This window comes from Comamonas sp. JNW, assembly GCF_003105075.1.
In the GTDB taxonomy this organism is placed as follows: Bacteria; Pseudomonadota; Gammaproteobacteria; order Burkholderiales; family Burkholderiaceae_C; genus Comamonas; species Comamonas squillarum.
Window position 1 is genome coordinate 27,934 of the sequence record NZ_QETI01000019.1, and the last position, 21,237, is coordinate 49,170.

A 21,237-nucleotide genomic window follows, 5' to 3' on the forward strand; every position below is an offset into this window, starting at 1 on the left:
CCATGTCCCGAATCACCCGCAAATCCCGCGACGACCTGCCTGCCGCAGAGCAGCCACTGTGGGACCGCATGCTGGCCGCTGGCGACTTTGCCGACCAGGCCGGCGTCATGGCGCAGCGCCTGCCGATCTTCTCGCAGACCTGGGCGCTGCTGCTGCAGCTGGGCCAGGAAGCGGTGCTGCCCAAGCGCTACACCGAGCTGGCCATCGTCACCGTCTCGCTGCTCAATGCATGCGAGTACTGCATCGACCACCATGGGCCCAAGCTGCTCGTCGAAGGCCTGTCGGCCGAAGGCGTGCGGACCTTGCTGGACTATGCCAGCCACCCTGAACTGAACGAGGTGGACCGCCTGGTGGTGGAGTACGCGATCGCCGTGACCCGCAACTGGAGCCAGACGCGCGACGAAATCTTTGCGCGCCTGCACCAGCATTTCAGCGAAGCGCAGATTGTGGAGCTGACCTGGCGCACCGCGCTGTGCGGCGCCTTCAACCGCTTCAACGACATTCTGCAGGTGCAGACCGCGCCATTGGCCACCCCGGCAGCCAGCGAGGCGGCGGCGCAGGTCTAAGGGCAGAGGCACCGTGATGGATTTATGGGAATGAGCCGACAGCCCCGGCGTGAACTGCGCCTCAACACTTTTCAGATGGCCGCGCCCTCCCACAACTGGGCCGGCCTGTGGAAGCACCCGCGCGACAACCAGGCGCAATACCACCAATTGCGCTACTGGGCAGACATGGCCCGCACGGCAGAGCGCGGCCTGCTCGACGGCATCTTTATCGCCGATGTGTTCGGCATCTACGACGTCTACGCGGGCAATGCCGATGCGGCGCTGGTGGCAGGGGCCCAGTCCCCGCAGCTCGACCCGACCATGCTCATCTCGGCCATGGCCCTGGTGACCGAGCACATCGGCTTTGGTGTGACATCGAGTCTGAGCAACGACCATCCGTTTTCCTTCGCACGGCGCTTTGGCACCCTGGACCACCTGACCAACGGCCGCCTGGGCTGGAACATCGTCACCGGCTACCTGGAAAGCGGCGCGCGCGGCCTGGGCCGCGATAGCTTGCGCGACCATGACGAGCGCTACGAGGTAGCCGAAGACTTCATGGCCGCGATCTACCAGCTCTGGGAAGGCAGCTGGGAGGCCGGTGCTGCCGTGCGCGACAAGGACACAGGCGTGTTCACACACCCCGAGCGCGTGCATGCCGTCGCCCATGACGGCCCCTACTACTGCGTGCATGGCCGGGCGCTGGCCGAGCCCTCACCCCAGCGCACACCCCTGCTGTACCAGGCTGGCAGCTCCGCGCGCGGCCAGCAGTTTGCCGGCCGCCATGCCGAGGCCTGCTTTATCAATGGCCCCACACCTGCGGCAGCGGCCAAATCGGTGAAGGCCTTGCGTGAATCAGCCCGCAACGCCGGGCGCGATCCCTACGATCTGCTCACCCTGCTGGGCGCCACCGTGATCGTTGCGCCGACGACCTCCGAAGCCCAGGACCTGCGCGACGACTACCGCCGCTACCTGGACAGCGCCGGCCAGCTGGCGCTGGTCTCGGGCTGGACCGGCATGGACCTGTCCCAGCTGGGTCTGGACGATGTGCTGCCCTTTGCCAAGACCAATGCCATACAGTCCACCGTCGAGCACCTGACCCGCAACACGCCACAGCCGCCCAAGGTCCGCGATCTGCTGGATTTCAGCCCCGTCGGTGCGCGCGCGCCGGTCTTCATCGGCTCGCCGGTTGATGTGGCCGACCAGATGGCCCATTGGGTCGCCGAGAGCGATATCGACGGCTTCAACCTTGTGCGCACCGTCATGCCCGAGAGCCTGGACGCCATCGTCGACCTGCTGATCCCCGAGCTGCAAAACCGGGGCATGTTCAAGACGCGCTATGCGCAAGGGACACTGCGCGAAAAGCTGTTCCCGGCAGGGGGCAAGCTGCTGCCGGCCAGCCATCCGGGCGCCGCCTACCGGCGCTGATGTTCCAGCAGACGGCCACAAGGACCACCCACAAAAAACAACCCCCACCACCCGGAAACAGGCGATGGGGGTTGGCACATCAGCGCAGACAGCCGCTTTAGGCTTCCGGCATCAGCGGCTCGCCCAGGTTCAGCATCAGGCGGTTGGCCCAGGCAAAGATCGCGTCCGAGTGCAGGAGGTCCAGCACCTCGCCTTCGTTCAGGCCCTCGGCCTTGAGCGCATCGATGTCGGCGGCGTTGATGGCGGCGGGCTGCTCGGTGATCTTGATCGAGAACTGCACGATGGCCTTTTCACGCGCCGTGGTGCCGGCGGTGGCGGGCTCTTCGAACACCTGGGCGATGGAGTCGCTGCGCTTGGCCAGCTGCTCAAAGCGCTGCGCATGGACCGACGCGCAGTAGACGCAGCCGTTGATGCGCGAGACCACGGTGGAGCCCAGCTCACGCTCGGCACGCGAGAGGCCGCCGGGCGCATACATGATGGCGTTGAAGGCGGTGGAGCGCTCGCGCAGGATCAGCGGCTGGTGCACCAGGAACAGGTAGTAGTCCGAGGTCTTGGCCTTGGGGTGGCTTTCTTCGAGCACGGCCATCTGGTCGGGCGTGGCCTGGCCCAGCTGGACCACATCCAGCCAGGCCTTCCACTCCAGCGATTCGTTGGTAAAGCCGTGGGCGCGGATGACCTGGGCGGGTTGGAATGCGGCGGGCGTGCTCATGCGGTGGCCTCCTCGGATGCTTTCATGGCTTGCAGGCCGGCGACAAGGCGGACCTGGTAGGAGAGAAACGCGATCAGCTGCGACAGCGCCACAACGGCCGGGGTGCTGATGCCTGCGGCTGGCAGGGTTTCCAGCGCCGCCTTGTCGCCCTCGATCGGGTTCTCGATCAGGGTGCGGGTAAAGGCCAGCATGGCGGCCAGGCGCGGGTCTTGCGCATCCTGGGGCTGGCCGGTCTCGGCGACGGCGATCAGTGCAGCATCGACTGCCAGCTGCTGCAGGCGTTCGCGGTAGTGGGCAACCAGCTCGGGCGCAGGGGTCAGGCGGCAGGCGTAGAGCGCAACCAGCAGGCGCTCGGCCAGGCTGATGCCCGGCAGCGCCGGATCAAACAGCGCCTGGTAGCTGCCCTGGGTGGCGGCCACCACCTTTTCACGCTGGTGGCGCGCCGCATAGGTGCGGCTGCCCGGTGCCAGACCGACCAGCCGGTCGATCAGGTCATCGCTGGGGGATGTGGACATGCAAGACTCCTTGGATTTATGGTTGTGCAGCGCCGGCCTTGGCCGCCACCGCGCGTTCTAGAAACTGCAGCACGCCCTGCCAGGACGCGGCATCGGCATGGGCGTTGTCGGCCGGGTTGCCACCGCCGGTGCTGACCTTGCCCGAGACCGGGTGCGCGTAGACCAGCTGCGTGGTCGGCACATAGGGGAACAGGATCGCGTGGCCGGCGCGCTCAAAGTCCAGCCACTGCACATCGTGCGGGTGCTGCACCTCGGCCAGCTTGTCGCGCACCATCTGCGAATACACGCTCGACGGCCAGGAGCCATCGTCGGTGGCCGACAGCAGCATCACCGGGCCCTGGATGCGCTCGACCGGGATGCGCGCACGCGCCACGGCCTCGGCATCAAGCAAGGCGGTGCGCATCGCGCGCTCATGGCGGTGGGGCGATGGACCTTCGTCAAACGGTGCCCAGCTGGCTGTGCGGTTGTTCTCCCAGATGTGGGTCAGCGGTTTGCCGCCCAGCAGCCAGGTTGGGCCTTCGCGCCCCACCTGCGGGTCGCAGGCGTTCTGGCCGCTGTGCACAAAGGCGCTGGGCACATAGCCCACCACGGCCGATACCTGCTGCGCAAAGGTGGCCCCCAGCAGCAGCACCAATTCCCCCCCGCGCGACTGGCCGCTGAGCGCGACAAAGTCATGCGCGGGTTGCACCGTGCGGCGCAGCCATTGCAGGCCTTTTTCAAAATACTCCAACGGGGTGTTGGAGATGTAGGGCGACAGGCCAGGCGCCTTGAAATACGCCAGCGCAAAGGCCGCATAGCCGCGCGATGCATAGAGCGCCGCGCGCGGCTCATTGATGCCGCCGCCCGAGCCGTTGACGATCATCACCGCCGGGTGCGGGCCGGCGCCAGCGGGCAGGTACAGGGTACCGACCAGCCCGTCCTCGCGCACCTCGCGGCGGGTCACGCCGGGGGCTGCGAGCTGCTGGCTCAAGCTTGCCTGCGCCTGCGCAGTGCCTGTGCTGGCCTGCAAGGTCGTCAGCAGCGCATCGGTCACCGGCTGGTTGAACAGCTCGCGGCTGGTGGATGCCACCGGGCTTTGCGACCAGACCAGACCCATGCCATCGGCACCGGCATAGCTGCCGGAGACGGGCGCATCGCGGCGCAGATCTACCGTCCCCTTAGCATCGGCGATGAAACGCGCCTGCGCGCGCCACAGCACGCCGCTGCGCGGGGTCTCGGCAGTCACCTCCACCGCCTCACCGGGCTGGGCGCCTTCGATACGGATGTGGCGTGCCACATCGATCAGCGCGTCCGCCTGGTCCATCGTGATGGACAGCTGGGCCATCAGGGTGCCACCTTGGTCACCATCGATGCGGTGGTGCGGTCGCTGCTGAACGGGGTGACCTTCAGGCCCTTCTTCGCGGCCCAGATATTGCGGTAGTGGAACAGCGGGATGATGCCCACATCATCGGACACCACCTTGGCCGACTGGCGCAGGATGCTCTCGCGCTTGGCCATGTCGAACTCTTCGGTGGATTCGGTCAGCGCCTTGTCCACGGCCGGGTTGCTGTAGTGGCCCCAGTTGGAGGCGCCCAAGCCCTTCTTGGCATCGACCGTGGCCAGCACGTTCACCAGCGCATAGCTGGCCTCACCGGTGCCATTGCCCCAGGCCAGCATGCTCATCGCATATTCGTTCTTGTTGGCGCGGCCCGAGTACACGGCCCAAGGCACCACCTCCACCTGGGTCTTCACGCCAATGCGGGTCCAGAACTGGGCCACCACCTGGGCGGTTTCCGGGCCTTGTGGGTAGCGGTCGTTGGGCACATGCATGGTCAGCTTGAAGCCTTCGGGGAAGCCGGCATCGGCCAGCAGCTTCTTGGCCTTGGCGGCATCAAAAGGAATGTCCTTGATGTCGGGGTTGTAGCCATAGGTGTTCTTGGGCATCCACTGGTTGGCCTCGGTGGCCGCGTCCTGCAGGATGCGGTCCACGATGGCGCCCCGGTTGATCGCCAGGTTCAGCGCCTCACGCACGCGCTGGTCCAGCAGCGGGTTCTTAGGCAAAGGCTTGCCGGCGTTGTCGGTGATGAAGGCATTGGGCGCCGGGTTGAAGCTGGGCTGCAGCAGCATCACGCGCAGGCCGTCGTAGGGGTAGACGGTGACATTGGGCGCATTCTTCAGGCGCGCGAGATCAGAGACCGAGACCTTGTCGATCACATCCACATCGCCGGCCAGCAGCGCAGCGGTGCGCGATGCGGCATTGTTGATGTAGCGGTAGTTGACCTTGTCCCAGATCGGCTTGTCACCCCAGTAGCCATCGTTGCGCTGCATCACCACGCGGTCGCCTGGCGTGTAGGACACCCATTTGTAAGGGCCCGAGCCGACCATGGCCTTGCCCGAGTTGTAGTCTTCGGTGGCCGATTTTTCGCCCACATGCTTGCTGACGATGTGCACCGAGGCCAGGTTCAGCGGCAGATCGGGGTTGGGGATGTTGGTCTTGATGATCAGCGTGTGCGGGTCCTTGGCCGTCACCGATTCGACGGTGCGCAGGTAGCCGGCAAAGGTGGCCACGCTGCCGGGCACGGCGCGGGCGCGCTGGTAGGAGTAGATGACGTCCTCGGCGCTGAAGGCCTTGCCGTCCTGCCACTTCACATCAGTGCGCAGCTTGAACTCCCAGGTCTTGGGGTCCAGGTTCTTCCAGCTCGCAGCCAGGCCGGGCTGCAGCTTGTTGTGGTTGTTCTGCACCAGCAGATCCCAGAAATGCAGGTCCACCGAGCGGTCGCCGGCATGGTTGTTGAGCTGGGGGTCCATCGACGAGACCGGGTCGGCAAAGCCGATGTTCAAGGTCTGCGCATGGGCAGCCAGGCCAGCGCCCATCAGGGCAGCGGTGAGGGAAGAGACGATGATGCGTTTCATGGCGAACTCCTGGTGAAACTGTGAAAACGGTTCGAACAAATACGGAGAAAAAGGCGGCGCTCAGCTGAGCGCTCAGGCGTCGTTCAAATGGCAGGCGCTTTGGTGCTGGATGGCGATGCCCTTGAGCTGGGGCGCCTCCACCTTGCAGCGCGGCATGGCTCGCGGACAGCGCGGATGAAAGTGGCAGCCGCTGGGTGGGTTGAGCGGGCTGGGGATTTCACCCTGGATGGCCGAGTAGGTCTTGTGGCGCGCGTTCATGTTCGGCACCTCGGCCAGCAAGGCCTGGGTGTAGGGGTGGTTGGGCCGGGCAAACAGCTCCTCGACCGGCGCGGTCTCGATCACGCGGCCCAGGTACATCACCACCACCCGGTCGCAGATATGCTCGACCACGCCCAGGTCATGGCTGATGAACAGATAGGTCAGGTGCAATTGCTCGCGCAGGTCCATGAACAGGTTCAGGATCTGCGCCTGGATCGACACATCGAGGGCGGCGACCGCCTCATCGCAGACCAGCATGCGGGGCTGCACGGCCAGCGCGCGGGCAATGCCGATGCGCTGGCGCTGGCCACCGCTGAACTGGTGCGGGTAGCGGCTGCGCAGCGCGGGGTCGAGCCCGGCGCGCTCCATCTGCGCGCAGACGTAGTCGTCAAAACCAGCCTGGTCGACCAGACCATGGATGCGGGCCGCCTCGCCAACGATCTCGTCCACGCGCAGGCGCGGGTTCAGGCTGGCGTACGGGTCCTGGAAGATCATCTGGATGCGCAGGCGCTCGACATGGCGCTCGGCCGGCGTCAGGCTGGCCATGGCCTTGCCGGAGAACAGCACCTCGCCATCGGACGGGGGCAACAGCCCCGCCGCGATGCGGCCCAGGGTGGACTTGCCGCAACCGGATTCGCCCACCAGGCCCACCACCTCGCCGGGGCGCACCAGCAGATCGACCTGGTCGACCGCGCGGGTGACCGGGTGGGGCTTTTCCAGCCCCAGGCTTTGCAGCAGGCGGCCACCAATGCCTGGCTTTTGCTCGCCAAAGCGCTTGCTGACCTGGCGCAGCTCGACCACCGGGGTGTCTGCCGCGCTGTCGGCTGCTGTGGTATTCGTCATCTCGTTCATACGCGGGCCTCCAGGCCTTGCGGCGCGGTGGCACCAAGGGTGCTTGGGGCGCTGGCGGTCAGCGCCGGGTGAAAGCAGCGCACCAGGCGGCCGGGCAGCGGCTCGGTCTGCTCAGGCTGGGCCTGGCAGGCGGCAGTGGCGCGGGTGCAGCGCGCGGCAAAGGCGCAGCCGGGAGGAAGCTGCAGCATATTGGGCGTCATGCCGGGAATCTGCTGCAGGCGGCTGCCGCGCCGGTTGTTGGCCGGCAGGCTGCCGATCAGGCCAGCGGTATAGGGGTGCAGGGGGCTGTCCAGCACGGCATCGACGCCGCCTTGCTCGACAATGCGGCCGGCATACATGACAGCCACTTCGTCGGCCAGACCAGCCACCACCGACAGGTCATGCGTGATCCAGATCAGCGCCGTGCCCTGCTGGCGCGCGAGCTTTTGCACCTCGGACAGGATCTGCGCCTGGATGGTCACATCCAGCGCCGTCGTGGGCTCGTCGGCAATGATCAGATCGGGCCGGTGCAGCATCGCAGTCGCAATGGCCACGCGCTGGCGCATGCCGCCCGAGAGCTGGTGCGGGTAGGCCTGCAGGCGCTCGTCGGGGCTGGCAATGCCCATCATCGCCAGGGTCTCGCGGGCCCGCTCACGCGCCTGGGCCTTGCTGGCCGAGGTGTGGGCGCGCACCGCTTCGATCATCTGCGTGTCCACGCGCAACACGGGGTTGAGCGTCATCATCGGGTCCTGGAAGATCATCGCGATGCGGTTGCCCTGCAGCTGGCGCAGCTCGCGCGGCTTGATCTTGGTGATGTCGCGGCCCTGGAACAGCACCTCACCGCCGGTCACGCGGCCCGGTGCATCGACCAGGCCCATGATGGAAAAACCGGTGACGGACTTGCCCGAGCCGGACTCGCCGACCAGGCCCAGGATGCGGCCGCGCTCCAAGGTGAAGGAGACATCGTTGACCGCGCGCAGGGTGCCGGCGCGGGTCGCAAACTCGGTGCGCAGATTACGCACCTGCAAGGTGGGCACGCTGCTCATCGGGTGTTCCTCGGGTTCAGGACATCGCGCAGGCGGTCGCCCACCAGGTTGATCGCCACGATGGTGACCAGCAGCGCAATGCCGGGGTAGAAGCTGATCCAGTACTGGCCCGAGAGCATGAACTGGTAGCCGTTGGAGATCAGCAGGCCCAGCGAAGGCTCGGTCACCGGCACGCCCAGGCCCAGAAAGCTCAGGGTGGCCTCCAAGGTGATCGCGCGGGCGATCTGCAGGGTGCCGATCACGATCAGCGGCGGCAGGCAGTTGGGCAGGATGTGGCGCACCATGATGCGCCAGTTGGGGATGTCCAGGCAGCGCGCCGCCTCGACATACTCGCGCCGGCGCTCGACCAGGGCCTGGCCGCGTGCCGTGCGGGCGTAGTAGGCCCATTCCAGGATCACCAGGGTCAGCACCACATTGCCCACGCCCTTGCCCAGGTAGGCGAGGATCATCATCGCCACCAGGATCGAGGGGAAGGACAGGATCAGATCGACCACGCGCATGATGATCGTGTCGGTCTTGCCACCGGCATAGGCGGCCAGCAGGCCCAGCAAGGTGCCCACCACACCGGCAATCAGCGCCGAGCCCACGCCCACCAGCAGGCTGATGCGCAGGCCGTAGAGAATCGCCGAGTACAGATCGCGCCCCTGGCCATCGGTGCCCAGCAGGTAGTGGAAGCTGGCCAGCCCATTGGCTGAGCCCGGCGGCAGGCGCGCATCGAGCACATCGAGCTGCTGCAGGTCATAGGGGTTCTGCGGCGTGATCCAGGGCGCGACGAGCGCCGCCAGGATCAGCACGACGGCGACGATCAGGCCAAACAGCGCCAGGCGCGAGGCCAGAAAATCGGCCACATGCGCGCGCCAGGGCGAAGGCTGGCGCAGCGCCGCGGCCGGGGCCGTGCCCACGGGGGCGTTGGCAGGGGTGTTGGTGCCGCTCATGCTGCGCCCTCCAGGCGCACGCGGGGGTCGAGCACCTTGTACAAGATATCCACGATCAGATTGAGCGTGACAAACAGGCAGACCACCACCACCAGGTAGGAGACGATGACGGGACGGTCCAGCGCATTGATGCTGTCCAGAATCAATTTGCCAGCGCCCGGCCAGGAGAAGATGCTCTCGGTCACCACCGCAAAGGCGATGGTCGAGCCCAGCTCCAGGCCCAGCACGGTGACCAGCGGAATCATCGTATTGCGCAGCACATGCAGGCCCACCACACGCAGCGGCGACAGGCCCTTGGCGCGGGCAAACTTCACATAGTCGAGCGGCAGCACCTCGCGCACACCGGCGCGCGTCAAACGGATCACCAGCGAGATCTTGAACAGCGACAGGTTGATCGCAGGCAGCAGCATGTGTCGCAGGCCATCGGTGGTCAGAAACGACCACTGCGCGCCCAGGAACTCCACCGTCTGGCCGCGCCCGCTCGACGGCAGCATGCCCAGCGACACGCTGAAGGTCATGATCAGCATCAGGCCGACCCAGAACGTGGGCAGCGAAAAGCCCACGATGCTGCCGGCCATGATGGATTTGGAAAACCAGCTCTCGGGGTAGAGGCCGGCCAGCAAACCCAGCGGCACGCCCAGCACCACGGCGATGACCAGCGCGGCAATCGCCAGCTCCAGGGTTGCGGGCAGGCGCTGCAAAATCAGCTCGATCGCCGGCACGTTGTAGACAAAGCTCACGCCCAGGTTGCCCTGCAGCGCGCCGCCGACAAAGCCCAGGTACTGGCGCCACAGCGGCTGGTCAAAGCCCAGCTGGGCGATGATGCGCGCGCGCTCGACCTGGTCCACGTCCTGGCCGATGAGGATATCGACCGGGTTGCCGATGGCATGCAGGCCGACGAAGACGATGACCGTCATCAGCAGCACCACCACCACGGCCTGCACAAGGCGGCGCAGCAGCCAGCCGATCATGGTGCGCCCGCCTTGTCCAGCAGTGCGGTGGCCTGGCCAGGTGGTTCAGCCGGCGTCCACTCATCGCCAAACACCTCGGGGTCGCTGAAGGCCTGCAGCTTCTCGAAATGCCACTGCACATCTTCGGCATACAGGCGGCTGCTGATGCCCTGTGCCAGGCGCTCGGCGCCCACGCTGATCGCAGGAATATCGCCGGACACCGTGCCATGCGTCAGCGCGGCCGGGTAGGAGAACGCATGGATGCGCTCCAGCCCCGGGCAGGCGCCGGGAATCTTTTGCTGCAGCTCGAAGGCCGGGCCCAGGTCGGGCGAATCGGACAGCTCCTGGTCGTCCTCGCCCTCGGGGTGGCGGTAGCGGTCGCCCCAGTTGCGCACATGGGCGGCAAAGGGCGCAAACTCGCTGCGCGCATTCCAGTCGATGCGAAAGCCGGTGGAGAACACGACAAAGTCCAGGTGGAACACGCCCTTGGAGGTATGGACGCGGATCTCGTCGCCGGTCCATTCCATGCGCTCGATCGCGCAGCCCAGGTTGAAGCGGGCATTGGCATGGCGCGAGACGCGCAAGGTGCTGCCCCGGGGTGGCGGCACCTGCTGCACATTGATGTAGTGGCGGATCTTCCACTTCCAGTCGTCGGGCAGCTGCAGGTGGCCATGGGTCAGGCCCGGGCTGCCGGCACCCTTGCCCTTGTTGACGCGGGGAATGTCGTTGCGGCGGATCAGCAGATCAACGCTGGCCGCGCCGCTCTCCAGCGCCGTCGCTGCGCTGTCCATCGCCGAGGCACCGGCCCCCACCACGCCGATACGCTGGCCAGCCAGTTGGGCGTAATCGGTGCTGTCTGACGAATGGGCCCAACGGTCGCGCGGCAGGCTGCGTGCCATCTCGGGCACATAGGCGCCGCCCAGGCCGTCGCGGCCGGTGGCCAGCACCACATGGCGCGCCAGCACCTTGCGTGCGCCGCCGGGCGTCTCCAGATCGAGCTGCACCACGCCATCGGCGCCGCGTGGGCGCACGGCCAGCACCTTGTGGCCGTTGTGCACCGGCAGCGCCAGCACCTGGCGGTACCAGCGCAGGTAGTCCATCCACTGCAGGCGCGGGATCTTGTCGAGCGCCTCCCAGGCCTCCAGGCCGAACTGCGACTCGAACCAGGCGCGGAAAGTGAGCGCCGGTTTGCCCAGCGCCGGGCCGGTGAGCTGCTTGGGTGAGCGCAGCGTTTCCATGCGCGCCGTCGTCGCCCAGGGGCCTTCAAAGCCCGCCGGCGACTGGTCAAAGATCTCGGCCGGCACGCCCATGAAGCGCAGCGCCGCGCATGCGGCCAGGCCCGACATGCCGCCGCCGATGATGGCCACGGGCAGCACCGGCTCGCCCTCCAGCGCGGTCTCGGGGAGCCAGTCCTTGGCGGGCAGGTCCAGCCAGGCCAGGTCCTGGCGCACCCGGGCTTCGAGTGCGGCCAGCCCCTGGGGCGGCAGTAAGCGTTCGTCGTTCATGCGTGGTTCTCTCAAAATTCTGGTGTGCCCGCAGCGGGCCGCTGGCCCTCGGGCAGCATTTCTTCCAGCAGCGCGGCGTGGGCGCGTGCGTCATGCAGTACAAAGCCGGGCAGCAGCGCCTGCGCCACCTCGGTCAAGGCCTGGCACAGCGCATCCATCGCAGGCGTACACGGCGTGGCCTGCTGGCTGACCACGCCAAACAAAAACGGGATCTCGGTATCGAGCGGGCGTACCACCACGCCTTGCAAAGGCAGGCCCAGCGCCGTCACCGGCTCCAGCACCGACACGCCCAGGCCGGCGCGCACGGCGGCCATCGCATTGACCGAAGCATTGGTTTCCATGAACTGGGTCTCGCCCGGCTGCGCGCCCGGGCGGGCAGCGGCAAAGGCTTCATCGAGGCGGCCACGCAAGCGGTAGGGGTTGGCCATGGTGATGATGCGGCGCTCGGCCAGTGCCAAAAGCGGCACCACGTCCAGCGCGGCCAGTGGGTCCGCTTCGGGCAGCACCGCCACGCAGGGCGCGCGGCCAATCCAGTGCACCTGCAGGCCCCGGTGCTCCAGCGGCAGGCTGCTCACGCCCAGCTGGGCGGCCCCCGTCAGCACGCCTTGCGCCACCTGCTCGGGCGAGGCGCTGCGCAGCTGGATGTGCGAGATGCTCTGCGCCATCGCGCCTTCGAGCCGCGCCAGCGCCGCAGGTACCAGGCCCGCGGCCAGCGCCGGCGTGGCCAGCAGGTTCAGCGGGCGTTGGCTGCCGCCTGCAATCTCGCGGGCACGCTGGCGGATCTGTTGCAGGCTGTGCAGCGCATGGGCCACATCCTCGTACAGCAAAAAGCCTTGTTCATTCGGGGTAATGCGCGGGCCGTTGCGGCTGAACAGCGCGTAACCAATCTCCTGCTCCAGCTCCTGCACCAGGCGGCTGATCGCGGGCTGCGAGCGGCCCAGCATGCGCCCGGCGGCCGTCACGCTGCCGGTCGAGATCACGGCCGCGAAGGCCTCAAGCTGGCGAAGTTCCATGGGTATTGAATGCGAAAACCGCATTCTGAGCTATCGAGTATGCAATCCACAAATACTAAATAGACATATCCAAATAGCAGAAGCGTATTTACCCGAGTACCAGGCGACCTGCGCTATGCCGTAGCCACGCAAAAAAGGGAGCATGCGCTCCCTGCGTGACGGCCGTTTCCGGCTGCTTCTAGCTCAAAACTCGCTCAGAGCCCCAGCTTCTTGGCCACATAATCGGCGTCCTTGTCGCCCCGGCCCGAGAGGTTGACGAGGATGTTCACCCCCTTGTCCAGCTGCGGCGCGATACCCATGGCCCAGGCGACGGCATGGGCGCTTTCGAGCGCCGGGATGATGCCCTCGACCCGCGACAGGGTCATGAAGGCGTTGAGGCAGGCCTGGTCGTCCACGGCTTGGTAATCGACCCGGCCCAGGTCCTTCAAGTAGCTGTGCTGCGGGCCCACGCCGGGGTAGTCCAGGCCCGAAGCGATGGAATGCACGGCCGCAGGGCTGCCATCGGCGTTCTCCAGCACATAGCATTTCATGCCATGGATGGCGCCGGGCTTGCCCACCGACAAGGTGGCGGCATGCTTGCCCGGCTGGTCCACGCCCTCGCCCGCTGGCTCCACGCCCACTAGCTTGACACTGGCATCGGGCAGAAAGGCCGTAAAGATGCCCATCGCATTGGAGCCACCGCCCACGCAGGCGGCCACATAGTCGGGCAGCTTGCCGTGCCGGGTCTGGAACTGCTCGCGCGCCTCGCGCCCGACGATGGACTGGAAGTCGCGCACCATCTTCGGAAACGGGTGCGGGCCCACCACCGAGCCGATCGCATACAGGTAGTTCGTCGGATCCTTGAGGTATTCCTCAAACGCGCTGTCCACCGCCTCCTTCAGAGTCGCCTGGCCAAAGGTCACCGGCACCAGCTTGCAGCCCAGGATGCGCATCTTGGTGACATTGGGGTGCTCTTTTTCGATATCGACCTGGCCCATGTGGATCTCGCAGGGGATGCCCACCAGCGCGCAGGCGGTGGCCAGCGCCACGCCATGCTGGCCGGCGCCGGTCTCGGCAATCACCTTGGTCTTGCCCATGAACTTGGCCAGCAGCGCCTCGCCCAGGCAGTGGTTGATCTTGTGCGCCCCCGTGTGGTTGAGGTCCTCGCGCTTCAAATGGATCTGCGCGCCGCCCAGCTGCTCTGACAAACGGCGGGCATGGAAGATCGGGCTGGGGCGGCCCACATAGTCCTGGAACAGCTGCTGGAGTTCGTCCTGGAAGTCCTGGCGCTGCACGATCTGCTCGTAGGCCTCGGCGATGTCGTCCATGGCCTTTTTCAGATGCGGGGGCACCAGCTGGCCGCCGTAGTCACCAAAGAAACCGTTGGCATCGGGCATCTCAGCAAAGTTCATCATGGTTGTCATAGGCTGCTTTATCTCTGTGAAGGCAAAGCTTGTTGATACCACAGCACTCCGGGCAAAACCTTGCAGGTTTTCCCGATGCCACAATAGCTGCCATGAAAGCTGACGCCGTTCGTGACATCGCCCTGGCCCATGCCATCGAGACCTCACCGCCCCATGAGGCCCTGCCCAGCGCTGCGCGCTGCGAGGCCATCACGCAGGAGGTGCTGCACACCTTGGGCAAGCCCGCGCTGGGTGGCAAGGCCGGCCAGGCCGCCTTTGCCCAGTTTCTGCAGCTGCGCGCCAAGCGCATCATCCAGGCCAGCCAGCTGCCCGCTGATGTGCGCCAGCTGTGGCAGCATGCCCCGGGCCTGGCGCACTGGGCACCGCTGGCCATCGGCCTGCTGGCGCTGTGCCTTGGCTTTGCCAGCCACCGCATTACCGATCCGCACCGGGTCGATCTGCTGTCGCTGTCGCTGATGGGCATCGTGCTGTGGAACCTGCTGATGTACACCGTGCTCTTGCTGCGCAGCCTGCTGCGCCTGGCACGGCGCCAGCCAGCGCGCGTGGCGCCCTGGGAGCCCGCACAGCCCACGCCAGCCGGCACGGCACCCAGCGCGGCTGCTGCCGATAAGCACCCCGGCTGGATCGCCCGCCTGCGCGGCAAGGCCATGCCTGCGCTGCGCGGCAGCGGCCTGCGCAAGATGGCGCTGCGCTTTGAGCGCAACTGGTGGCAGGCCAGCGAAGGGGTGCGCAATGCGCAATGGCTGCTGTGGCTGCACCTGGGCGCGGCGCTGGTCGCCGTGGGCGCACTGGCCTCGCTCTGGCTCACGGGCCTCACCAAGGAATACCAGGTCGGCTGGGAGAGCACCTTCCTGTCGGCCCCGCAGGTGCAGCACTGGCTCAACCTCCTGTTCGCCCCCACCCAATGGCTGCAGTGGACGACGCCCTGGAGCCTGACCGATATCCAGGCGCTGCAAGGCTGGGTGAGCAGCAGCCTGCCCGCGGCGCCATCGGCCCCGGCAACCCAGGCCATGGCAGCCCCCGCCTCCGGTGTCGGCGCGCGCTGGGTCTGGGCCTATACCGCCTTGCTGGGCGCCACCGTGGTGGTACCGCGTGTGCTGCTGGCGCTATGGCAAGGGCTGCGCGCGCGCTGGCGCAGCCAGCACCTGCAGCTGCCGCTGAACCAGGCCTACTTTGCCCGGCTGCAGCGCGACTTTGGCGGCCTGGCCACGCGCCTGGTGCTGCTGCCGTTCAGCATCGATGTGACGCCCGAGCGGCGCGCCGCGATCGACCACTTTGCGATCGATCTGTATGGCGCCGGCGCCCATGTCGACTGGCTGCCGACGCTGGCCTATGGCGCTGCGCTGCCGGCCGTCGATTTGGCGCCCGCTGCGCAGGCCATTGCGCTCATCAACCTGTCAGCCACGCCCGAGGCCGAGGTACATGGCGAGCTGCTGGCCCAGCTGCGCAGCCGCTTTGGCGCCAACGGCCAGCTCTGGCTCTGGGCCAGTGACTTTGCCGCCCGCAATGCCGGCGCCCCTCGCCGCCTGCAGGAGCGCGAAGCGCTGTGGCAGGAATTTGCCCAGCAGCACGGCTTCAACGCGCAGCTGATCACCACCGGCACCTGACGAGACCCGCACGATGACCGAGATGACGAACGCCCCCCCACTCCCCGCCGCTGTGCCGCAGGCAGCGGATGCGGCCAACGACCAGACCATCGCCTGGTGCCTGCTGTCGCACACCAATATCGGCAAGACCACCCTGGCCCGCACCCTGGTCGCCGAGGACATTGGCGAAGTCCAGGACGCCGCCCATGTCACCAGCCAATCGCAGCGCTACCTGCTGCAGCGCACCGAGCAAGGCGATGAACTGTGGCTCTGGGACACGCCGGGTTTTGGCGATTCGGTGCGGCTCTACAACCGCTTGAAGCAGCAGGGCAACCCGCTGGGCTGGTTTCTGTCCAATGTCTGGGATCGCTGGCGCGACAAGCCCTTCTACATGAGCCAGCGCGCCTTGCAGGCCGCGCGTGACCATGCCGATGTGATGCTCTACCTGGTCAATGCCGCCGAAGACCCGGCCGACGCCGGTTACTGGGCCAGCGAGATGCGCATCCTGCAGTGGATGGACAAGCCCGTGCTGGTGCTGCTCAACCAGATCGGCAGTGACACCACAGCCACCCAAACCGCCGCCGACCTGCAGCGCTGGCGCGCGGCAACGGCCGAGTTTGCCGGCACCGTGCGCTCGGTGCAGGTGCTCGATGCCTTCACACGCAGCTGGTGGCATGAAAAGCAGGTGATGCAGTCCATCGCGCCGCTGCTGCCCGATGCCAAGCAGCCGGCTTACCAGCGCCTCTTGCAAACCCGCGCACAGCGCCAGCAAGCGCGCGAAGCGGCCAGCCTGCAGGCCCTGGCCGAGCAGCTGCTGCTGGCGGCCACTGCGCAGGAGACCGTGCAGACCAGCGACAACAAGCTCTGGCAGCGCGCCTGGAGCAAGGTGAGCGGCTCGGTTGCACAGGCCATCCGTGGCAGTGGTCCTGAGGGCGCCGAGCTCAGCCCCGAGCAGACCGCCGCGATGCAGCGCCTGACCCAGTCCCTGCAGCAGGCCGACCTGGCCAGCACCCAGGCGCTGCTGGCGCTGCACCAGCTCGATGGCCAGGCGGCCAGCCAGATCCAGCAGCAGCTCAAGGACCACCTGAAAACCAGCACACCGCTGGATCCGCAGACGGCCAGCCTCTGGGGCGCGCTCACGGCTGGTGCTGCAACCGGCCTGGGCGCCGATATGGTCGCCGGCGGCATGACCTTGGGCGCAGGCGCGCTGGTGGGCGCCTTGGTGGGTGCCGTCACCTTTGCCGGTGCCGCCTGGAGCGCCAACAAGATGTTTGACCAGCAGGCCCAGCGCTTTCACCTCTCGCCCGAGTACCTGAGCGCCTTGACCGGCCAGCTGCTGCTCAAGTACCTGGTGATCTCGCACTTTGGCCGGGGACGCGGGCGCTACACCAGCCCCAGCGCACCGGCGCAGTGGAGCGAGGCCGTGCAGACCGCCGTGCAGCACCGCGCCACCCAATGGCAGCAGCAGTGGAAGGCGCTGGGCAGCCTGGCCGCCGATGCCGGTTTGAGCGACGAGGCGCGCGCCGCCCACTTGCAGGCGCTGCAGCTGCAGCTCGGTGAATGCCTGCACCAGGCGCTTGGCCGCCTGTACCCCGACATGGATCGACCGGCAGGCAGTGCTCATGCCAACAATCAATAAAAACAAGCAATTACAAAATTAATGGCGATAAAAAACATATATCCGCATTGACCCGGTTGTTTTTTGCAGGTGCCCGTCGCAGCATGGGGGTGCCATGGCCCTGAGGCCCGGCATCCCTTGCAACAAAACGACAGGAGAGTTCTATGCGCAATACCTGGAAAGCCTGGATCAGCGGTATCGCCCTGTGCAGCACAGCGGCAGTTTTTGCCCAGACACCGGCAGCGGGCACGGCACCGGCGGCCAAACCAGCCCCTGCCGCCAAGGCCGCGCCGGCGGCCCCCCCAGCCGCAGCGCCAGCGGCCGCTGCCGACAAGGCCAAGACCCCCGCCCCTGGCGGCGGTGCCGGCAAGGTCTGGGCCAATACCAGCTCCAAGATCTACCACTGCCAAGGTGACCGCTACTACGGCACCACCAAGCAAGGCGAGTACATGACGGTGGCAGATGCGAAAGCCAAGGGCATCCAACCGGCCAAGGGCAGCAAGGCCTGCAACAGCTGATCGGCGCCGCCCCGCACCACCCAGACCCTGCGCAAACCCGCAGGGTTTTTTACGCTGCCCGGCGCTGCACCAGCCGCTGCCACCAGCGCTTGCCGTAGCCGGCAATGCCCTGGGGGAACAGCAAGACCAGCAGCAGAATCACCGCGCCCAAGGTGGCACGCCAGTAGTCGGTGTTGCGCGCCATGGCGTCATGCAGCCAGGTAAAGCTGAAGGCGCCCAGAATCGGCCCCACCAAGGTCTGCACACCGCCCAGCAGCACCATGACCAGGCCATCGACGGACTTGGCCACCGACATGGTCTCGGGCGAGATGCTGCCCTTGGAGAACGCAAACAAGGCGCCCGCCAGCCCGGCCACCGAGGCAGCCAGCACAAAGCCCATCCACTGCACCCGCGCCACCGCAATGCCGATGGCCTCGGCGCGCAGCGGTGCGTCGCGGCTGGCACGCAGCGCATAGCCCAGCGGCGCATACAGCACCCGCCACAGCGCCAGCACGCCAGCGGTGGCCAGCAGCAGGGTCAGCAGGTAGAACCAGCGCTTGTCCTCCAGCCAGGCCGCCGGCCAGACACCCGTGAGGCCATTGCTGCCCCCGGTGACCGAATCCCACTGGAAGGTGGTAGCCCAGATGATCTGCGCAAAGGCCAGGGTCAGCATCGAGAAATACACGCCCGTCAGCCGCACCGCAAACCAGCCGGTCAACAGGCCGCCCAAGGCCGCCAGCAGTGGCGCCAGCAGCAGCGCCCACAGCATCGGCAGGCCCGCCGCGTTCAGCAGCAGCGCCGCACCATAGGCGCCCAGGCCAAAGAAGGCCGCATGGCCAAAGGAATGGAGACCTGCCGGCCCCATCAAGAAATGCAGGCTGGTCGCAAACAGCGCGGCAATGACCAGGTCCACCATCAGCACCAGGGTGTAGGACTGCGCATCGACCGCCCAGGGCAGCGCCAGCAAGGCCAGCAGCACAGCAGCTCCCACGGCTTTCAAGGCAGGCGGGGGGGCGCGCAGCGGCTGCTCGCGCAGGCCCTGGCTGCGGCTCGCGGCCTGCGGCTTGCCCAGCAGGCCCCAGGGGCGCAGCACCAGCACCACGGCCATCACCAAAAAGTCCGCCACCAAGGTCAGCTGCGGAAACGCAATATCGATACCGGCGATCTGCACCACGCCCAGCCAGATGCACAGCGCCTTGACGGTGGACACCAGCAGTGCCGCGACAAAGGCACCGGTGAGCGAGCCCATGCCGCCGACCACCACCACGACAAAGGCCGAGCCAATGGTCTGCAGATCGAGCTCCAGGGTGGCCGGTTCGCGCGGCAGCTGCAGCGCGCCGCCCAGCCCGGCCAGCGCGGCGCCCAGCGCAAACACCGCCGTGAACAGCCAGGCCTGGCGCACGCCCAAAGCGCCCACCATTTCGCGGTCCTGCGTGGCGGCGCGCACCAGCATGCCAAAGCGGCTGCGGTGCAGCAGCAGCCAGGTGGCACCCAGCACCAGTGGGCCCACCGCGATCAAGAACAGGTCATAGCTTGGAAAGGCGCGGCCCAGGATATCGACCGCGCCGCCCAGCCCCGGCGCGCGCGGGCCCAGCAGCTCATCGGGCCCGCACAGCCACAGCACCGCATCCTTGATCACTAGCACCAGCGCAAATGTGGCGAGCAGCTGAAACAGCTCGGGCGCCTTGTAAATGCGGCGCAGCAGCAGCACCTCCACCACACCGCCCAGCAGCCCGACGGCGATGGCCGACAGCGGCAGCGACAGCCAAAAACCCCAGCCGCCCCCAAGGGGCGCCATGGCCTCGGCCAGCGCATAGGCCGCGTACAGCCCCACCATGTAAAAGGACCCATGCGCAAAGTTGACGATGCGGCAGACGCCAAAAATCAGCGACAGCCCGGCGGCCACCAGAAACAGCGACGAGGCGCCGGCCAGGCCATTGAGCAGTTGCACCAGCAGACCGGAAAAACTCATGCGCCTCCCTGCGCTTGTCGCCATGCCTGGCCGTCTTGCCGCCCCAGCCAGCGGGGCATGCGCGCCCACCGACCTGCGGCGCTTGCGGGGGCCAGGCAGCGTTCCATCAGCTTACTGCGGGCGCATCTTGCGCACTTCGTCATCGCTGGGCAGGTAGTCCTTGCCATCGCGGTAGACATAGTCCACCAGCTCGCCCTTGCCGCCCACGTTCTTGAGCTTGCCCACATAGGCGCCCATGGTCGATTGGTGGTCCTGCGCGCGCCAGGTGATCGGGCCAAACGGCGACACGACCTGCAGGCCTTCAAAGGCCTTGATCAGCGCCTCGGTGTCAGTGTTGCCGGCCTTCTTGATGCCCTCGGCCAGCGACTTGATGCCGGCATAGCCGACGACCGAGCCCTGGCGCGGGTAGTCCTTGTACTTGGCCTGGTAGGCGTCGAAGAAGGCCTTGTGCTCGGGCGTCTTCAGCGTGTGCACGGGGTAGCCGGTGACGATCCAGCCATTGGGCGTTTCGGCCTTGAGCGTGTCCAGGTATTCAGGCTCGCCGCTCAAAACGCTGACGACCTCGCGGTCCTTGAACAGGCCGCGCGTATTGCCCTCGCGCACAAACTTGGTCAGGTCGGTGGCAAACAGCACATTGAAGATCGCATCGGGCTTGGCATCGGCCAGCGCCTGCACGACGCTGCCGGCATCGACCTTGCCCAGCACGGTGGCCTGCTCGGTGACGAACTCCACATCGGGCTGGGCCGCCTTCATCTTGGCCTTGAAGGTGGCGACTGAGGACTGGCCGTACTCGTAGTTGGGGTAGACGAGAGCCCAGCGCTTTTTCTTGAGCTTGAGCGCCTCTTCGACCAGCATCGACACCTGCATGTAGGTGGAGGGGCGCAGGCGGAAGGTGTAGGCGTTGCCATTGCTCCAGACCATCTTGTCCGTCAGCGGCTCGGTAGCGAGGTAGAAGAACTTGCGCTGCTTGGCAAAATCGGTCAGTGCCATGCCGGTGTTCGACAGAAAGCCGCCGGCCAGCACATCGACCTTTTCGCGCGCGATCAGCTCCTCGGCCACGCGCACGGTATCGCCCGGGTTGGCATTGTCGTCGCGCGTGATCAGCTCGAGCTTCTTGCCGTTCACGCCGCCTGCGCGGTTGACTTCGTCCACCGCCAGCTCCATGCCGCGCTTGTAGGGCTCCAAAAAAGCGGGCTGGTTCTTGTAGCTGTTGATCTCACCGATCTTGATGACACCGGCCGCCTGGGCAGCCGAGGCCCCCAGACCAGCGAGCACCAGCGCACTGGCCGTGCGGGACAACAGAGGGGTGCGGGCAGAAATACGCATGCAAAAGTCTCCAGGTGAGACCGGCCCCACAGCGGAGGCAGGCGCTGACATTCAGGCCGCTATTGTGACGGCTTCCGCGCGCTGTGAACGCCCGGGCCTGCAAAGGGCTGCCCGCATGCGGATGCCGATGCGTTTTTGACCGCTTGGTGCGACAGGTTTTGCGGCCTGCGGCGCCCTAGCCAGATTTTGACTAATTGCCATTCGATCACAT

17 protein-coding genes and 1 pseudogene are annotated in these 21,237 nt (G+C 66.7%); 5 read left to right on the top strand and 13 right to left on the bottom strand.

Features of this window, described 5'->3' with window-relative positions; all coding sequences use genetic code 11:
* Window positions 1-2 precede the first annotated feature (2 nt).
* Both DCO45_RS20765 and DCO45_RS20770 read left to right on the top strand, forming a co-directional pair.
* Window positions 3-566, top strand: coding sequence for a carboxymuconolactone decarboxylase family protein (locus DCO45_RS20765; RefSeq protein ID WP_116927591.1), 564 nt, complete (start codon window positions 3-5; stop codon window positions 564-566).
* A 30-nt stretch (window positions 567-596) separates the two neighbouring features.
* Entirely contained in the window at window positions 597-1,970 is a 1,374-nt protein-coding gene (locus tag DCO45_RS20770) for an LLM class flavin-dependent oxidoreductase (protein WP_116927592.1), read from the top strand.
* Between the two features lie 97 nt (window positions 1,971-2,067).
* Here the strand turns inward: DCO45_RS20770 and DCO45_RS20775 are convergent, their stop codons facing one another.
* The 11 genes from DCO45_RS20775 to trpB all read right to left on the bottom strand — a co-directional run bounded on the left by DCO45_RS20775 (window position 2,068) and on the right by trpB (window position 14,027).
* Window positions 2,068-2,679 (bottom strand): peroxidase-related enzyme, encoded by a 612-nt coding sequence (locus tag DCO45_RS20775; protein ID WP_116927593.1) that lies wholly within the window; start codon window positions 2,677-2,679, stop codon window positions 2,068-2,070.
* Window positions 2,676-3,194, bottom strand: coding sequence for a CMD domain protein (locus DCO45_RS20780; RefSeq protein WP_116927594.1), 519 nt, complete (start codon window positions 3,192-3,194; stop codon window positions 2,676-2,678). Before DCO45_RS20780 ends, DCO45_RS20775 begins: the two co-directional genes overlap by 4 nt.
* A gap of 16 nt (window positions 3,195-3,210) precedes the next feature.
* Window positions 3,211-4,518 (bottom strand): acyl-CoA thioesterase/bile acid-CoA:amino acid N-acyltransferase family protein, encoded by a 1,308-nt coding sequence (locus DCO45_RS20785; RefSeq protein WP_116927595.1) that lies wholly within the window; start codon window positions 4,516-4,518, stop codon window positions 3,211-3,213.
* Window positions 4,518-6,086 carry an ABC transporter substrate-binding protein gene (locus DCO45_RS20790; protein ID WP_116927596.1) on the bottom strand — a complete coding sequence of 523 codons (1,569 nt, stop codon included), beginning with the start codon at window positions 6,084-6,086 and terminating at the stop codon, window positions 4,518-4,520. Before DCO45_RS20790 ends, DCO45_RS20785 begins: the two co-directional genes overlap by 1 nt.
* A 72-nt stretch (window positions 6,087-6,158) precedes the next feature.
* Complete coding sequence (locus tag DCO45_RS20795) at window positions 6,159-7,187, bottom strand: oligopeptide/dipeptide ABC transporter ATP-binding protein (RefSeq protein ID WP_116927632.1); 1,029 nt, start codon at window positions 7,185-7,187, stop codon at window positions 6,159-6,161.
* Window positions 7,188-7,192: 5 nt separating this feature from the next.
* Window positions 7,193-8,221: an ABC transporter ATP-binding protein gene (locus DCO45_RS20800; RefSeq protein ID WP_116927597.1), complete on the bottom strand. Its 1,029-nt coding sequence runs from the start codon at window positions 8,219-8,221 to the stop codon at window positions 7,193-7,195.
* Entirely contained in the window at window positions 8,218-9,156 is a 939-nt protein-coding gene (locus DCO45_RS20805) for an ABC transporter permease (RefSeq protein ID WP_116927598.1), read from the bottom strand. Before DCO45_RS20805 ends, DCO45_RS20800 begins: the two co-directional genes overlap by 4 nt.
* Entirely contained in the window at window positions 9,153-10,127 is a 975-nt protein-coding gene (locus DCO45_RS20810) for an ABC transporter permease (RefSeq protein WP_116927599.1), read from the bottom strand. The genes DCO45_RS20805 and DCO45_RS20810 overlap by 4 nt, the downstream gene beginning before the upstream one ends.
* A complete protein-coding gene (locus DCO45_RS20815) occupies window positions 10,124-11,611 on the bottom strand; it encodes an NAD(P)/FAD-dependent oxidoreductase (RefSeq protein ID WP_116927600.1) in 1,488 nt (495 codons plus the stop codon). Before DCO45_RS20815 ends, DCO45_RS20810 begins: the two co-directional genes overlap by 4 nt.
* A gap of 11 nt (window positions 11,612-11,622) precedes the next feature.
* The gene (locus DCO45_RS20820; protein ID WP_116927601.1) at window positions 11,623-12,624 is read right to left on the bottom strand and encodes a LysR family transcriptional regulator; all 1,002 of its coding nucleotides are present in this window, start codon (window positions 12,622-12,624) and stop codon (window positions 11,623-11,625) included.
* Between the two features lie 194 nt (window positions 12,625-12,818).
* Window positions 12,819-14,027: a tryptophan synthase subunit beta gene (gene trpB / locus DCO45_RS20825; protein WP_116927602.1), complete on the bottom strand. Its 1,209-nt coding sequence runs from the start codon at window positions 14,025-14,027 to the stop codon at window positions 12,819-12,821.
* Window positions 14,028-14,119: 92 nt separating this feature from the next.
* On the opposite strand from trpB, the gene DCO45_RS20830 reads away from it, so the two are divergent.
* From DCO45_RS20830 to DCO45_RS20840, 3 genes and pseudogenes are all read left to right on the top strand, one after another.
* Window positions 14,120-15,634, top strand: a complete 1,515-nt coding sequence (locus tag DCO45_RS20830) for a DUF2868 domain-containing protein (protein ID WP_116927603.1) — start codon at window positions 14,120-14,122, stop codon at window positions 15,632-15,634.
* Window positions 15,635-15,647: 13 nt separating this feature from the next.
* Window positions 15,648-17,252: a DUF3482 domain-containing protein gene (locus DCO45_RS20835; protein WP_243419439.1), complete on the top strand. Its 1,605-nt coding sequence runs from the start codon at window positions 15,648-15,650 to the stop codon at window positions 17,250-17,252.
* Between the two features lie 215 nt (window positions 17,253-17,467).
* Window positions 17,468-17,749, top strand: a pseudogene (locus DCO45_RS20840) (signal peptide protein); the annotation flags it as partial.
* 49 nt (window positions 17,750-17,798) lie between these two features.
* Here DCO45_RS20840 and DCO45_RS20845 read toward each other — a convergent pair.
* Window positions 17,799-19,700, bottom strand: coding sequence for an ABC transporter permease (locus DCO45_RS20845; protein ID WP_116927605.1), 1,902 nt, complete (start codon window positions 19,698-19,700; stop codon window positions 17,799-17,801).
* 111 nt (window positions 19,701-19,811) lie between these two features.
* Window positions 19,812-21,026, bottom strand: coding sequence for an ABC transporter substrate-binding protein (locus DCO45_RS20850; protein WP_116927606.1), 1,215 nt, complete (start codon window positions 21,024-21,026; stop codon window positions 19,812-19,814).
* Between the last annotated feature and the right edge of the window lie 211 nt (window positions 21,027-21,237).